Annotated in this window: 12 protein-coding genes; all 12 read left to right on the forward strand. The window is 46.7% G+C overall.

Annotated features, from left to right (window positions below; genetic code table 11):
• The first annotated feature begins 2 nt into the window (after positions 1–2).
• Positions 3–1,202 (forward strand): alanine racemase, encoded by a 1,200-nt coding sequence (gene alr, locus H9Q77_RS07775; RefSeq protein WP_249327070.1) that lies wholly within the window; start codon positions 3–5, stop codon positions 1,200–1,202.
• Between the two features lie 74 nt (positions 1,203–1,276).
• Positions 1,277–1,618, forward strand: a complete 342-nt coding sequence (locus tag H9Q77_RS07780; RefSeq protein WP_022155129.1) for a type II toxin-antitoxin system PemK/MazF family toxin — start codon at positions 1,277–1,279, stop codon at positions 1,616–1,618.
• 64 nt (positions 1,619–1,682) lie between these two features.
• Complete coding sequence (locus H9Q77_RS07785; protein WP_249327071.1) at positions 1,683–3,083, forward strand: hemolysin family protein; 1,401 nt, start codon at positions 1,683–1,685, stop codon at positions 3,081–3,083.
• Positions 3,084–3,164: 81 nt separating this feature from the next.
• Positions 3,165–3,893 (forward strand): YebC/PmpR family DNA-binding transcriptional regulator, encoded by a 729-nt coding sequence (locus H9Q77_RS07790; protein ID WP_118692969.1) that lies wholly within the window; start codon positions 3,165–3,167, stop codon positions 3,891–3,893.
• Between the two features lie 23 nt (positions 3,894–3,916).
• Positions 3,917–4,861: a glycosyltransferase family 2 protein gene (locus H9Q77_RS07795; RefSeq protein WP_022155127.1), complete on the forward strand. Its 945-nt coding sequence runs from the start codon at positions 3,917–3,919 to the stop codon at positions 4,859–4,861.
• Positions 4,861–6,351 carry a hypothetical protein gene (locus tag H9Q77_RS07800; protein ID WP_249327072.1) on the forward strand — a complete coding sequence of 497 codons (1,491 nt, stop codon included), beginning with the start codon at positions 4,861–4,863 and terminating at the stop codon, positions 6,349–6,351. The genes H9Q77_RS07795 and H9Q77_RS07800 overlap by 1 nt, the downstream gene beginning before the upstream one ends.
• Before the next feature lie 95 nt (positions 6,352–6,446).
• Positions 6,447–7,172, forward strand: a complete 726-nt coding sequence (locus H9Q77_RS07805; RefSeq protein ID WP_249327073.1) for a ClpP family protease — start codon at positions 6,447–6,449, stop codon at positions 7,170–7,172.
• A gap of 119 nt (positions 7,173–7,291) precedes the next feature.
• Positions 7,292–10,069 carry an FtsK/SpoIIIE family DNA translocase gene (locus H9Q77_RS07810; protein WP_249327074.1) on the forward strand — a complete coding sequence of 926 codons (2,778 nt, stop codon included), beginning with the start codon at positions 7,292–7,294 and terminating at the stop codon, positions 10,067–10,069.
• Positions 10,070–10,103: 34 nt separating this feature from the next.
• Entirely contained in the window at positions 10,104–11,774 is a 1,671-nt protein-coding gene (locus H9Q77_RS07815) for a formate--tetrahydrofolate ligase (RefSeq protein WP_249327075.1), read from the forward strand.
• A 19-nt stretch (positions 11,775–11,793) separates the two neighbouring features.
• Positions 11,794–12,648 carry a bifunctional methylenetetrahydrofolate dehydrogenase/methenyltetrahydrofolate cyclohydrolase FolD gene (gene folD, locus H9Q77_RS07820; RefSeq protein WP_249327076.1) on the forward strand — a complete coding sequence of 285 codons (855 nt, stop codon included), beginning with the start codon at positions 11,794–11,796 and terminating at the stop codon, positions 12,646–12,648.
• Positions 12,649–12,652: 4 nt separating this feature from the next.
• Positions 12,653–14,113, forward strand: a complete 1,461-nt coding sequence (locus H9Q77_RS07825) for an FN3 associated domain-containing protein (protein ID WP_249327077.1) — start codon at positions 12,653–12,655, stop codon at positions 14,111–14,113.
• A 40-nt stretch (positions 14,114–14,153) separates the two neighbouring features.
• Complete coding sequence (locus H9Q77_RS07830) at positions 14,154–15,032, forward strand: sulfide/dihydroorotate dehydrogenase-like FAD/NAD-binding protein (protein ID WP_118547087.1); 879 nt, start codon at positions 14,154–14,156, stop codon at positions 15,030–15,032.
• The last annotated feature ends 35 nt before the right edge of the window (positions 15,033–15,067 follow it).

Below are 15,067 nucleotides of genomic sequence, written 5' to 3' on the forward strand. Positions count from 1 at the left end.
ATATGACGAGAGAACTGCAGGAAAAATTAGAGTCCTATCAACGGGTATGGGCGGAAGTGGATCTGGATGCCATCTGGGAAAATATGGTCCATATGAAAGAAAACATTGCGGAGAAGACGAAAATACTGGCTGTCATTAAGACGGACGGATATGGTCATGGTGGTGTTCCCATCGCGAAAATGTTAGAGCAGCTGGACTTCATGTTCGGCTATGCGGCAGCCACTTATGAAGAGGCACATGTACTCAGAGAAGCAGGCGTGAAGAAACCGATCCTGATCCTGGGATATACTTTTCCCTATTGCTACGAAGAATTGATCCGGGAGGAGATCCGCCCGGCAGTCTACCGCAGGGATACGGTGGAAGAGCTGGTCGCAGCAGCGGCAAAGGTCGGACAGAAGGCAAAGGTTCATATCAAGGTAGATACCGGCATGGGAAGAATCGGCATTACGCCGGATGAGGAAGGACTGGAGTTCGTCAGATTCCTTATGGGACATCCGGAGCTGGAAGTGGAGGGCATCTTCACCCATTTTGCCAAATCCGATGAAGAAGATAAGACTTCTGCATACCATCAGCTGGAACTTTTTCAGAATTTTATCGATAGAATACAGACAGAGCTGGGGCTTACTATTCCCGTCAAGCACTGCTCCAACAGTGCGGCAATCTTGGAAATGCCCCAGGCGAATATGGATATGGTCCGTGCTGGTATCACTACTTACGGTCTGTATCCTTCCGAAGAAGTGAGCAAGGATATTGTACCCTTACGGGCAGCCATGTCTCTCTACAGTCATATTGTATACTGTAAGACGATTCATGCGGGACAGAGCGTCAGCTACGGCGGGCTGTTTACGGCACAGAAGGATACCAGAGTAGCCACGATCCCTGTAGGTTACGGAGACGGTTATCCCAGAAGTCTGTCCGGAAAAGGCTATGTACTGATCCGGGGGAAGAAGGCACCGATCCTCGGAAGAGTCTGTATGGATCAGTTCATGGTAGATGTTTCGGAGATTCCGGAAGCAATGGATGGCGACAAAGTAACGCTTCTCGGTGTGGACGGTACAGAGCGGATCACCGCGGAAGAATTGGGAGAACTTTCCGGCAGATTTAATTATGAATTTGTCTGTGATCTGGGGAAAAGAATTCCCAGGGTCTACATACAGCATGGTGAGATTACAGAAGTAAGAGACTATTTTGAAAATTTCTGACGGATCAAAAGTGTTCGTATAACTCCGTAAGAATCGGCAATACTTATCCTAAATCGCTGATATAAGGAGTAGAAATGAGAAGAGGAGATGTCTATTACGCGGATCTGCGGCCGGTGATCGGCTCGGAACAGGGCGGGATCAGACCGGTGCTCATCATCCAGAATGATGTTGGCAACAAACACAGTCCTACCGTGATCTGCGCTGCAATCACCTCAAAGATGAATAAGGCGAAGCTGCCTACACACATTGAATTAAATGCCCGTCTTTATGATATGGATAAGGATTCGGTAGTGCTTCTGGAACAACTGCGCACCATTGACAAGAAGAGATTAAAGGATAAAGTATGTCATCTCGACGGTGACATTATGCGGAGAGTGAACCGGGCACTGAAGGTAAGTCTGGAACTGGATACATAGTCTGATACCCTGCGTATCCAGAGGATATATAAAAGAATTAAAATACGAAAGGATGAAATGAACGATGGATATCAGTGGGCCTGTGGCCATATTTCTCTTTTTCCTGCTGCTATTGGTAGATATGTTTTTTTACGGATTTGATGCTGCCATTGACAACCTCAATGAAAAAGAGATCTTACATAAAGCAGAGGAAGAAAAGGATCGCCGGTCGGTGCGGCTTTCTGAGATGGTCAGCCGTCCGGGGATCTATATCAATACGGTACAGTTAGTCATTACGCTGATCAATATTCTAATGGGTGCCTTTTACCTGAATATCTGGCTGCAGACGATCGACGACAGCCTGCATGTGATCAATGTCGGCGGATTGTCGCTTCAAAATGTTCCCACGGGAGTGATCTCCGGGATTGCAACGGTATTGTCTTTTGTTGCCATGATTTATATTCTGCTGACCTTCGGAGTACTGATCCCGAGAAAAATGGCATCCAGAAAACCGGAAAAGTGGGCATATGCCTGCATTGATCCGATCTTTTGGATTACGAGACTCTTATCTCCTTTGACGGGGCTGGTAAATCTGACTGCAAAGGGAATATTATTCCTCTTTGGTGTCCGCAATAACACAGATGAAAATGATGTGACCGAGGAAGAAATCATCAACATGGTACAGGAAGGTCATGAGCAGGGTGTCATCCAGGCAAGTGAAGCAGAGATGATCTCAAATATTTTTGAATACGGGGACAAGGAAGCCCAGGACATCATGACACACCGCGGAAGTATCGTAGCTATCGACGGCGAGACAAAGTTAAAGGATGCCATTGCATCCATGCTGGGAGGTAAGAACAGCCGCTATCCGGTGTATGAAGAGAATATTGACCATATCATCGGTATCTTACATCTGAAGGATGCCATGAGGTTCCACATCAGCGATGACAAGCTGGATGTGCCCATTGCGAAGCTGGATGGGTTGCTCAGAGAGCCTTATTTTGTGCCTCAGACCAAAAATATTGATGAACTGTTCAAAGAGATGCAGTCCCAAAAACTTCAGATGGTCATTGTTGTAGACGAATACGGTCAGACCGACGGCTTGATCGCCATGGAGGACATCCTGGAGGAGATCGTCGGCAATATCATGGATGAATACGATGAAGACCAGGAATATATCAAGAACCGCGGTAAAGGCGAATATGTCATGGAAGGTAAGACACCGCTTAAGGAAGTGGAAGAGCTTTTAGACATTACCTTTGATGAGGAGGAATTCGAGACGTTAAACGGCTTTTTGATCTCCAGACTGGACAGAATCCCGGAGCCGGACGAGCAGTTTGATGTGGACTATAAGGGATATAATTTCAAGATCCTTTCCGTGGTCAAAAAAATGATCGGAAGTGTCCTCGTCAAAAAGCTTCCGGAGATAAAAACACAGGAGAATGCAGAAGACGGACAATCAGTGCTTGAAGAAAAACAAAAATAATGCTATGATAAAAAAAGCGTTATTGCGCAGGCGTTGCGCATACAAAGAGAAAGAAACTTTAAGTTCAAAGGAGTAACAAAGATGTCAGGACATTCAAAATTTGCTAATATTAAGCATAAAAAAGAGAAAAACGATGCAGCAAAGGGTAAGATTTTCACGATTATCGGACGTGAAATTGCAGTCGCTGTAAAAGAGGGCGGTCCCGATCCTGCTAACAACTTTAAACTGGCTACCGTTATCGCCAAAGCTAAGGCTAACAACATGCCAAATGATACTATCGATCGCGGTATTAAGAAGGCAGCCGGCGATGTAGGCAATGTGAACTACAAGTACGTGACTTACGAAGGTTACGGTCCCAACGGTATCGCCATCATCGTAGATGCACTTACCGACAATACCAACCGTACCGCTGCAAATGTCAGAAGCGCATTCACCAAGGGACAGGGTAACGTAGGTACTCCCGGATGCGTATCCTTTATGTTCGATAAAAAGGGCCAGATCATCGTGGACAAGGAAGAGTGTGATATGGAAGCGGATGATCTGATGATGACAGCACTGGATGCCGGTGCGGAAGACTTCTCCGAAGAGGAGGATAGCTTCGAGATCCTGACCGATCCCGATAGTTTCGAAGAGGTACGTAAAGCACTGGAGGATGCCGGAATTCCCATGATCAGTGCGGAAGTCACAATGATTCCTCAGAATTATGTAACTCTGACCGATGAGACTGCAGTGAAGAATTTACAGAGAACACTGGATCTGTTAGAAGACGATGATGACGTTCAGGCAGTTTATCACAACTGGGACGAATAATTCGAAAGGGTAGGGGTAGCAGCATGGAGAAACTTGCTATTGTAGTTCCTTGTTATAACGAAGAAGAGGTGCTGAAGATCGCTTCCGAAGCACTGAGGGGGGTACTGGATGATCTGATCCGCAAAGGGAAGATTGCGGAAGACAGTTTTATCCTGTTTGTTAATGATGGAAGTAAGGATCGCACATGGGAGCTGATCGAAGAAGAACATCAGGCGCATCCGGTACAGGTATGCGGCGTGAAGCTGGCAGGCAATGTGGGACATCAGTTCGCACTGACCGCCGGACTGATCACGGCGATGGATCTGTCCGATGTGACGGTTTCCATCGATGCGGATCTGCAGGATGATGTGGCTGTGATCGAAGAGATGATCGATAAGTTCCATAACGGCTGTGACATCGTATACGGTGTCCGTAAGGAACGTAAGACCGACACTTTCTTCAAACGTACCACTGCGCAGGGGTTCTATAAGGTTATGGAGATGATGGGCGTCAAGACGGTTTACAATCATGCGGATTTCCGACTGATGTCCAAGCGTGCGGTAGAACAGTTCTCCAAATATCAGGAAACGAACCTGTTCTTAAGAGGTATGATGCCTCTGATCGGTTACCAGACCGACTGTGTATATTATGATCGTAAGGAAAGAGTGGCCGGGGAATCCAAGTATCCGTTAAAGAAAATGCTGGCATTGGCATTTAACGGGATTTCTTCTTTCAGTGTGAAGCCAATCAGCATGATCCTGGGAGCCGGTGTGATCATTGTAATATTAAGCATTCTTGCGGCAATCTATGCACTGATCTCTTATTGCACCGGACATGTGGTACCGGGATGGACTTCTTTGATTCTGTCCATCTGGTTCTTGGGTGGTATTCAGCTGATGGCCGTCGGACTGGTAGGTCAGTATATCGGCAAAATCTACATTGAAGTAAAACATCGTCCCAGATATAACATCGAAAAGGTACTGAAATAATGAATTATAAAAAAAGCATTTTAAGTGTTGTATTGTGGTTCATTTATGCAATAATAGTGGGCACCGGAATGGTAGGCACGGCTATGGCCGTGACCCTGCCTGCGTACGGTGCCCTTATTATCACAGGGGTTTGGCTTGCGGTGACAGGACTGGCTGTGTTTCTGCTACATAGATTTTTGGAGAAAACAAAGCACCCATTTTCGGAGGACAGACAACAGATAAAACTGATCGCGGAAAGCCTGTTGGTGGTTGCGCTGATCGCAGCTGGCATTGTACTTCGTACCGGAGAAATCATGCGGTATGATCTGTCCGCAGGGGGCGGGAATATCTGGTTTGATACCGTCATGGTTACTGAGAATACACAAATTCCGCAGGTGGTGCATGGAGCGGTATATTTTTATCTGCAGGTATTACATGGTCTGCTGGTTTTTCTGGGCAATAAAATGACAGCGGCTCTGATCCTTCAGGTGATATTGCAGATCCTGTCCGGAATTTTTCTCTATTTTGCATTAAGAAAAATGTCGGGTGCGGTAACAGCAGTGGTGACATTCGCATATTGGATGCTGTGCCCGGTGATCTCAGAGGTGGTTATTCTGGGACCGGAAACGCTGTACATACTTCTGTGGATGATTGGGTTGTGCATAACAGCAGAGTCCCTGGATCATTTTGTACAGTCGGGAGCTGAACCGGGGATCCGCTCCGTAATCGGTTTCTTTTTTGCCGGGGTAGCTACGGGCGTTCTGGGATATCTGGATGTTATGGGTTTTTTATTATTGCTACCGATATTTTCTGTGATTTTTTTGGTAACACAGGAGAAGATTCGACTGGCTCGTAAAATCGGTGCGGCTATCCTTGGAATTGTGGGAAGCCTGGCGGGCTTTCTGCTTTCCATAGCTTTAGATGCCGTAGGCAGCGGTAAAATGATGGAAAATGTACTGGCAGCATGGGGAAAGGTCTATCTTCCGGAAAATTTTGTATTACCGGTAACCATTGAAAACGATAATGCGATAACCATTGCAGTAGTTGCGATTCTCGGAATCGGAGTTTTTGGATTTTGGTGCCGGAAGAGCCTGGAAAGACAATCCGTGTGGCTGGTAATTGCCCTTTCCCTGGGTGGGATGATCTGTTATGGAATGACGAGTGCGGAAATGCAGGGATTTACTTTGCTGTATCTGATCATAGCTGTGGTGGCCGGTGCAGGAGTACAGGCTGTCCTGCCGTATGAGCTTACACAACAGAATGCATTGCAGCAAGTCCGGGGAGCAGTCGAAGAACCTACGGCGGAAACCAAGCCAAAGAAACGACAGCTTAAGATACAGGATCTGGAGGAAGAAGGGCTTCCTGCAGAAACGGACAATAAAGTGCAATTGATCGAGAATCCGCTTCCGGTTCCGAAAAAACATGTTCCCAAAGTGTTGGATTATAAATTGAATGATGATGTCTCCGATTTTGATTATCCTGTAGCGGATGATGATGATTTTGACCATTAAAATTGTGTGATGAAAAGCAGAAAAACGGACACACTAAAGGCGATACTTTAAAAAAGGTATCGTCTTTTTTATTTTTAAGAAAGGCCGGTAAAAGTATGAGTGATATGAAAAGTGAAAAAGAAAAAGCGGAAGCGGAAGAACACAGAGATGAACGGATCGAAAAAACCGGACAGATCACCCTGCAGGATCATGTGGGGGAACAGAAGATACATTTGCTTACGATCATCGGAGAAGTGGAAGGGCATGAGAATCTTGCAGGGAATTCCAAGACGACGAAATATGAACACATTCTTCCTCAGCTTGCGGCAATCGAAGACAGTGAAGAAATCGGCGGTGTGCTGGTGCTGTTAAATACTATGGGTGGAGATGTGGAAGCGGGACTTGCCATTGCTGAAATGCTGGCGTCGTTGAGTAAACCTACGGTATCTCTGGTCCTGGGAGGCAGCCATTCCATAGGCGTTCCCATAGCAGTCAGCTGTAAATATTCTTTTATTGTCCCAACGGGAACTATGGTGATACATCCGGTACGGACGAACGGTATGGTGATCGGTGTTCCACAGACTTTTGAATATTTTAAGCTGATCCAGGACAGAATTACGGGATTTGTGTGTCAACATTGCAGGATCAGCCGGCAGAAGCTGGAAGATCTCATGATGGAGACCGGATTCCTGACGAAAGATGTTGGCAGTATCCTGGTAGGAGAAGATGCTGTGAAACACGGTATCCTTGATGAAGTGGGCGGGATTGACCGCGCAATCCGAAAGCTTCGGGAGATGATGGACAGCAATATAAAAAAGGATGACAAGGCAGTGGAAAAATGATATACTTCTAATTATGACTATTAGGCTAACGTAAAAGAAAAGCATCGTAGATGCGATTTTACTAATGCGGTTCTGAATAGTTATATTCGTATTAACATTAAAGTTAGGGGTATGATGACATGGCATCTTCATCAGGCAAAAGAACATCATCTTCCGGCAGGACAAGAAAAAGTACGACGAGCAGCCGCAACAGGCAGGCGCAGAGATCTGCACAGGACAGTGAACTTTTTCACGAGATTGGTCTGATCGTCCTGTTTGTTGCGATGTTGATATTATTTTGTTGCAATTTTGGTATTATCGGTCCGGTTGGCAATGCAATCAGTGGGGTCTTATTTGGCATTTTCGGATTCACTGCGTATATTGCGCCTATTGTAATATTTCTGGCGGTGGCTTTCTGGTTCGCCAATGAGGGGAACCCAACTGCTGTGCGGAAAATGATTGCCGGTGTCGTATTGTTTTTAATGATCGGTGTAGTATGCGATCTGATCACGAAGACTGCCGGTTCCATGGAACAGTACGATATCAAGCTGTTATATACGAACTGCAGCACCGGCAAAAAAGGCGGCGGTATTTTCGCAGGCAGTATCTGTTATCTGTTGTTACATTATCTGGAGACCGTAGGAACAGTGCTGGTAGTGCTTTTGTGTTCATTGATCAGTCTGATCCTGGTAACAGAGCGATCCTTCTTAAACAGTATGCGTAACAGTGGCGACAGGATCCGTGAAATGTCCAGGGAAGACGCTGCGCGTAGACGAGAGAATGCCGAAATCCGCAGGCAGGAGCAGGAAGAGCGTACTTCCCAAAGAGAGGAAGCACGCCGCATCCGCGAAGAAGAGCGTCGGATCCGTGAAGAAGAGCGAAGACTTCGCGCTGAGGAGAAAGAGAACGAACAGATCCTGAATGCTGTCCCCCGCAGAGAGAAAAAGGTGACAGGAGTTATGATGGATACCTCCTTGAAAAAGCAGGATACACAGCCTGCCGGTAGACGGGATGATATCCATGAGATCGTATACGAAGAGGATGCACAGGAAGCTCCTGAAGTGGAAGAGACCCGGGTGACTTCCAGTGATTTTGATAAAATCAATGTGACGGATATGCATCAGGTGACGATGCAGGAAGCAGTGGGGGAGGCTTCTTATGAAGATATACCGGTGGAGGAAGTAAGCAGCGTAGCTACGTTTAAAAAGCCTTTTGAACGCAGAGAGTCCTGGCAGGAGGAAGCGGCGCTTCTGACACCCCAGGCGGAAGCTATCCGGATCCATAAGGAAGACATTCCGGAGCATGAGGAGACACCTGCAGAACCGGCTGAGAACCCTGTACGCCCGAAGATCACGGCACCGGAGCCTCCTAAGGGGAATTCCCTGGCGGAAGACCAGATACATAAGGATATTGCAAAGGCAGCCAAACAGCCCGCGGCAGAATACCGGATCCCTCCTTTGAGTCTGTTACAGAAGGGAAAGGCGTCTACGGGAGATTCTTCCAGAGAATTAAAAGAGACTGCCATGCGCTTGCAACAGACACTGAATACTTTCGGTGTGAAGGTAACGATCACCGATATCAGTCAGGGTCCCAGTGTTACCCGGTATGAATTACAACCGGAGCAGGGGGTAAAGGTATCTAAGATCGTAGGTCTGGCAGACGATATCAAATTGAATCTGGCAGCCACGGATATACGTATCGAGGCACCAATTCCAGGCAAGGCAGCCATCGGTATCGAAGTCCCGAACAAAGAAAATATGACAGTAGCACTCCGTGATCTTTTAGAGAGTAACGAATTCCGGGAATTTAATTCCAACATAGCTTTTGCCGTAGGTAAGGATATTGCTGGCAAGACGGTAGTAGCGGATATTGCCAAGATGCCCCATATGCTGATCGCCGGAGCTACCGGTTCCGGTAAATCCGTATGTATTAATACTCTGATCATGAGTATTTTGTACAAGGCACATCCGGATGATGTAAAACTGATCATGGTAGACCCTAAGGTTGTAGAACTGAGTGTGTATAACGGCATTCCTCATCTGCTGATCCCTGTAGTGACAGATCCCAAGAAGGCATCTGCTGCATTGCATTGGGGTGTCAGTGAGATGGAGGACCGTTACCGGAAGTTCGCGGATTATAATGTCCGTGATCTGAAGGGCTATAATAAAAAGATAGAGACCATGCCTGTTTGCGATGGAGAGGAACGGCCTAAGAAGATGCCGCAGATTGTTATTATCGTGGACGAACTTGCGGATCTGATGATGGTATGTCCCGGCGAGGTAGAAGAATCCATCTGTCGTCTGGCACAGCTTGCCAGAGCGGCAGGGATCCATCTGATCATTGCTACCCAGCGACCCAGCGTGGATGTCATCACCGGTCTGATAAAGGCGAACATGCCCAGCCGTGTGGCGTTCTCCGTATCCAGTGGCGTGGATTCCCGTACAATCCTGGATATGAACGGAGCCGAAAAACTTTTGGGAAAAGGAGATATGCTGTTCTACCCTCAGGGCTATTCGAAGCCGGCCCGTGTACAGGGAGCTTTCGTATCGGATAAGGAAGTATCCGATGTGGTGGATTATCTGAAAAATCAGACCCTTGGCAATGTCTATAACAGCTATGCCGAGGATATAGAAGAAAAGATTAAAAATATCGGCTCATCGGGAGGCTCTTCCGGAAGCGGATCCGGCGGTGGCAACGACAGAGACGAATATTTTGAGGAAGCCGCGCGTTTTATTATAGACAAGGATAAGGCATCCATCGGAATGCTGCAGCGTGTGCTTAAGATCGGCTTTAACCGTGCCGCCAGGATCATGGATCAATTGTGTGAGTACGGCGTGGTCGGCGAAGAAGAAGGCACAAAGCCCAGAAAGGTACTTATGAGTATGGAACAGTTTGAACAGTTGTTAGAGGAAATCTGACATGGAGAACTGTCTGAATAAACGGAGGGAAAATATGAAAACAGATATTGAAATCGCACAGGAAGCGGTCATGGAACCGATCACGAACGTTGCGGCAGGTATTGGCATCGATGCAGATGACCTGGAGCTTTACGGCAAGTACAAAGCAAAACTTTCTGAGGAATTTCTGGAAAAAATACAAGCTCGTCCCAATGGAAAATTGATTCTGGTAACAGCAATCAACCCGACACCCGCCGGAGAGGGCAAGACGACCACCACGGTAGGATTGGGAGAAGCTTTCGGACGAATGGGGAAAAAAGCAGTGATCGCTCTCAGAGAGCCATCTCTTGGTCCCTGTTTCGGTATCAAAGGCGGTGCAGCCGGCGGTGGATATGCCCAGGTAGTACCTATGGAGGAACTGAATCTTCATTTTACCGGAGATTTCCATGCAATTACTTCTGCAAACAATCTGCTGGCAGCACTTTTGGACAACCATATCCAGCAGGGCAATGAACTTGGCATTGATACCAGACAGATTATCTGGAAGCGCTGTGAAGACATGAATGATCGTGTCCTGCGTAATATCGTAGTGGGGCTGGGCAATAAGACAGACGGCTATGTCAGAGAGGATCATTTTGTCATCACTGTGGCCAGTGAAATTATGGCAATTCTGTGCCTGGCTGACGATATGAAGGATCTGAAGGATCGTCTGTCCCGTATCGTGGTGGCCTATAACTATCAGGGAGAACCGGTAACGGCAGGTCAGCTGAAGGCAGTAGGCGCTATGGCAGCTTTGTTAAAGGATGCTATAAAACCGAATCTGATCCAGACACTGGAGCATACCCCTGCTCTGGTACACGGCGGACCGTTTGCCAATATTGCACATGGATGTAATTCTGTCAGAGCGACCAAAGCTGCCATGAAGATGGCGGATTATTGTATTACGGAAGCCGGTTTCGGCGCCGATCTGGGTGCGGAGAAGTTCTTTGATATCAAGTGCCGTAAAGCCGGACTTACCCCTGATGCGGTTGTACTGGTAGCAACGATTCGCGCATTGAAATACAATGGCGGTGTAGCAAAAGCGGATCTGGGTGCAGAGAATCTGGATGCCCTGAAAAAGGGTATTGTCAACCTGGAGAAACATATTGAGAATCTGCAGAAATATGGTGTACCCGTAGTTGTGACCCTGAATTCCTTCATCACGGACAGTGCGGCAGAGACTGCTTATGTCAGAGATTTCTGTGAAGCAAGAGGTTGTGAGTTTGCACTCTCGGAAGTATGGGAGAAGGGTGGCGAAGGCGGAATCGCTCTGGCTGAAAAAGTATTAAAGGCAATGGAAGAGAAAGAGAATGATTTCCATGTCCTCTATGAGGATGAAATGCCTCTTGCGGATAAGATCACAAAAATTGCGAAGGAAATCTACGGTGCATCCGGCGTAAACTTTGCACCTGCTGCTGTAAAGCAGTTAAAACGACTGACGGAGCTGGGCTTCGGTAATCTGCCGGTATGTATGGCGAAGAATCAATATTCCCTGTCGGATGATCCCACACTGTTAGGAAGACCATCCGGATTTGAATTAAACGTAAGAGAGGCTTATGTATCTGCCGGCGCTGGTTTTGTCGTAGTACTCACCGGTGCGGTCATGACCATGCCGGGACTGCCCAAGGCACCTGCTGCCTACAATATTGATGTGGATAACAATGGGAAGATCACAGGATTATTCTAGTAAGGAGGACTGGTGTCCCATGACACAGTTGATAGATGGAAAAGCTATTTCCGCACAGATCAAAGAGGAAGTAAAAGAAAAAGTTGCAGCTTTAAAAGAGCAGGGGCGTGAAGTGACTCTGGCTGTGATTCAGGTAGGAGCCGATCCGGCTTCTTCCGTATATGTTCGAAATAAGAAAAAAGCATGTGAATACGTGGGGGTTCGTTCTCTGGCGTATGAACTTCCGGAGGAGACCACAGAAGAAAAGCTTCTGGAGCTGATCCGAGAAATGAATGACAGAACGGATGTGAACGGCATTCTGGTGCAACTGCCGTTACCCAAACACATTGATGAGGAAAAGGTACTGGATGCCATTTCTCCTTTAAAGGATGTGGACGGATTCCATCCGCAGAATGTCGGTGCGCTCTGTATCGGAAAACCGGGATTTGTATCCTGTACACCTGCCGGTGTGATCCAGCTCCTTAAGAGATCCGGCATTGAGATTGCCGGTAAGGAATGTGTTGTTGTTGGCAGAAGCAACATTGTAGGCAAACCGATGGCACTTTTATTGTTGCGGGAGAACGGTACGGTTACCGTTGCTCACAGTCGCACAAAGGATCTGAAAGAAGTGACAAAGCGGGCGGATATTCTGGTAGTTGCCGTAGGCAGACCGAAAATGATCACCGCTGATTATGTCAAAGAGGGTGCTGTTGTGATCGATGTCGGCATTCACCGGAACGAACAGAATAAATTATGTGGCGATGTGGATTTCGACAGTGTGGAGCCTGTATGCGGAGCGATCACCCCGGTTCCCGGTGGCGTAGGACCCATGACCATAGCCATGCTGATGAATAATTGTCTGGAATCTGTTTCTTTGCAGGCAATAAGAGGATAATCGTATGAAGTGTCCGAATTGCGGGGCAGAGATGGAGGAAGGAAAGCTTTACTGTGAGCATTGCGGTGAAGATATCCATATAGTCCCTGATTTTGAGCCGGAAGTAGAATACAATATGGAACAGACGCTGAGTGACATCGCGAAGGAAATGGAGCCGGAACCTGCGGAGGAGGGAGAACCTGTTCATCCCGAATCACAGGATTGGGATGAATTCCCGGAAAGCCATGTTTCACAGCACCCATTTCGATGGAAATTTATTGTCCTTGTACTGGTTCTGCTGGTGGTTGCTGTGGTATGTACCGGTTTTGGAATTTCTTATTCCCATTATCATTCCGCAGACTATCAGGCAAAATGCGCCAAAGATTATGTTTCATTAGAGGAATATGATCAGGCGGTCGCCTGTTATGAAAGAGCACTGGAACTGGAACCCGAAAACATTACTTTTAAATTTGAACTGGCAGATATTTACTTCCGGAAAAACAATAAGATAGAGTACGAATATTTACTCAGGGAAATCGTGGCAGATCCCGAGGCTAATTCCGAACAGCTGGAGACTGCTTACGGAAAACTGATTGCCATATATGCGGCCAGAGAAGATTATAAAACCATAAATGATCTTCTGCAAAGCTGCGGTAATGTAAACATTATGAGTAAGTACCAGAGTTATATGGCCATGGAACCGGAATTCAATCTTCAGGAGGGATATTATACCAGTATTCAGCCGCTGAAATTGACTACTTTCGGAAGCGGGAAAATTTATTATACCATGGACGGAAGCAAACCCGGAGAGAACAGTTCCCTGTATACCGCACCTATTTTGCTGGAAAATGGGGATTATTGTATTAAAGCAATATACATCAATGAGAACGGAATTGAAAGTCCGGTGGTGACCAAAAATTATCATATTGAGATTGATGAATTGAGCGCACCGGAGGTCACGACTGTCAGCGGTGACTATGAGTTCCCGATCAACATTGAAGTGACAGATGGAAATGATGTCTATTATACGACGGACGGTTCCGATCCTACGCAGAATTCTGCCGTATATTCCGGACCGATTCCCATGCCTTTGGGAAAATCGACTTTTCGTTTCATACGGATCGCAGAAGGAAGAAAAAGCGATATCGTTGAAAAAAGTTATAATCTGGTTATGAATACAGACTTCATGCCGGAAGATGCCGTTAAAAAAGTTGTGAACCATGCAATACAGAGTGGTAAAATATCAGAGGAGTCCGGCAGCTTTGATGAGTCCGGAGCAGCATATCTGTATCAATATCAGTATGTGACCAACATAAATAAAATAGATGATTTTTATGTCATCGCAGAAATCTACAGAGGTGAAGACGGAACCGACACAAAGACAGGAAATCTGTTTGCCGTAAATGCCTATAATCAGGAACTGTATAAACTGCAGGTGGACGAAAGTGGTCGCCGTTATACTCTGGTGGCTGTTTCAGATATATAAAATCCTATATAAATCCTAACAGAAGGGACGGAAAAGAGAAATGTATAAGATCGTAAAAAAACAGGAGCTGACAACCAACATCTATCTGATGGAGGTAGAGGCAAAAAGAGTGGCGAAGACCTGTGAACCCGGTCAGTTTGTCATCGTAAGAATGGACAGTGAAGGAGAGAGAATCCCTCTGACTATCTGTGATTACAACAGAGAAAAAGGAACCATCACAATTGTGTTCCAGACGGTAGGCGCGGGAACCAAAATGATGGCACAGTTAGAAGAAGGGGAATATTTCCATGATTTTGTAGGCCCTTTAGGACGTCCTTCCGAACTTGTGGAGCAGCCTCTGGAAGAAGTAAAATCCAAAAAGATCCTCTTCGTTGCAGGTGGTGTAGGAGCAGCACCGGTATATCCCCAGGTGAAATGGCTGCATGAGCATGGAATCGCTGCAGATGTTATCGTAGGAAGCAAGACCAAGGATCTTCTGATCCTGGAAAAGGAAATGGAATCTGTAGCCGGAAATCTTTATGTGACCACGGATGACGGTTCCTACGGAAGAAGTGGTATGGTAACCCAGACGATAAAAGATCTGGTAGCAGAAGGCAAAAAATACGATTTGTGTATTGCTATTGGCCCCATGATCATGATGAAGTTTGTATGTTTATTAACCAAAGAACTGGAGATTCCGACCGTTGTCAGCCTGAACCCCATTATGGTAGATGGAACGGGAATGTGTGGTGCCTGTCGTGTAACGGTCGGTGGCAAGGTGAAATTTGCCTGCGTGGACGGCCCCGAGTTTGACGGACATGAAGTGAACTTCGACGAGGCAATGAGACGTCAGCAGATCTACAAGACCGCAGAGGGACGTGCAATGCTGGCCCTGGAAGAGGGCGAGACCCATCACGGCGGCTGTGGCAACTGCCAGTAAGCTTTTAGACGGAAAGTCTGAACACGATAAAACAG

It is taken from the genome of Simiaoa sunii (assembly GCF_014337175.1).
Taxonomy (GTDB): domain Bacteria; phylum Bacillota; class Clostridia; order Lachnospirales; family Lachnospiraceae; genus Acetatifactor; species Acetatifactor intestinalis.

Coding starts and splice junctions, on each gene's coding strand:
- alr (WP_249327070.1), top strand. CDS start 3: ATGACGAGAGAACTGCAGGAAAAATTAGAGTCCTATCAACGGGTATGG.
- H9Q77_RS07780 (WP_022155129.1), top strand. CDS start 1,277: ATGAGAAGAGGAGATGTCTATTACGCGGATCTGCGGCCGGTGATCGGC.
- H9Q77_RS07785 (WP_249327071.1), top strand. CDS start 1,683: ATGGATATCAGTGGGCCTGTGGCCATATTTCTCTTTTTCCTGCTGCTA.
- H9Q77_RS07790 (WP_118692969.1), top strand. CDS start 3,165: ATGTCAGGACATTCAAAATTTGCTAATATTAAGCATAAAAAAGAGAAA.
- H9Q77_RS07795 (WP_022155127.1), top strand. CDS start 3,917: ATGGAGAAACTTGCTATTGTAGTTCCTTGTTATAACGAAGAAGAGGTG.
- H9Q77_RS07800 (WP_249327072.1), top strand. CDS start 4,861: ATGAATTATAAAAAAAGCATTTTAAGTGTTGTATTGTGGTTCATTTAT.
- H9Q77_RS07805 (WP_249327073.1), top strand. CDS start 6,447: ATGAGTGATATGAAAAGTGAAAAAGAAAAAGCGGAAGCGGAAGAACAC.
- H9Q77_RS07810 (WP_249327074.1), top strand. CDS start 7,292: ATGGCATCTTCATCAGGCAAAAGAACATCATCTTCCGGCAGGACAAGA.
- H9Q77_RS07815 (WP_249327075.1), top strand. CDS start 10,104: ATGAAAACAGATATTGAAATCGCACAGGAAGCGGTCATGGAACCGATC.
- folD (WP_249327076.1), top strand. CDS start 11,794: ATGACACAGTTGATAGATGGAAAAGCTATTTCCGCACAGATCAAAGAG.
- H9Q77_RS07825 (WP_249327077.1), top strand. CDS start 12,653: ATGAAGTGTCCGAATTGCGGGGCAGAGATGGAGGAAGGAAAGCTTTAC.
- H9Q77_RS07830 (WP_118547087.1), top strand. CDS start 14,154: ATGTATAAGATCGTAAAAAAACAGGAGCTGACAACCAACATCTATCTG.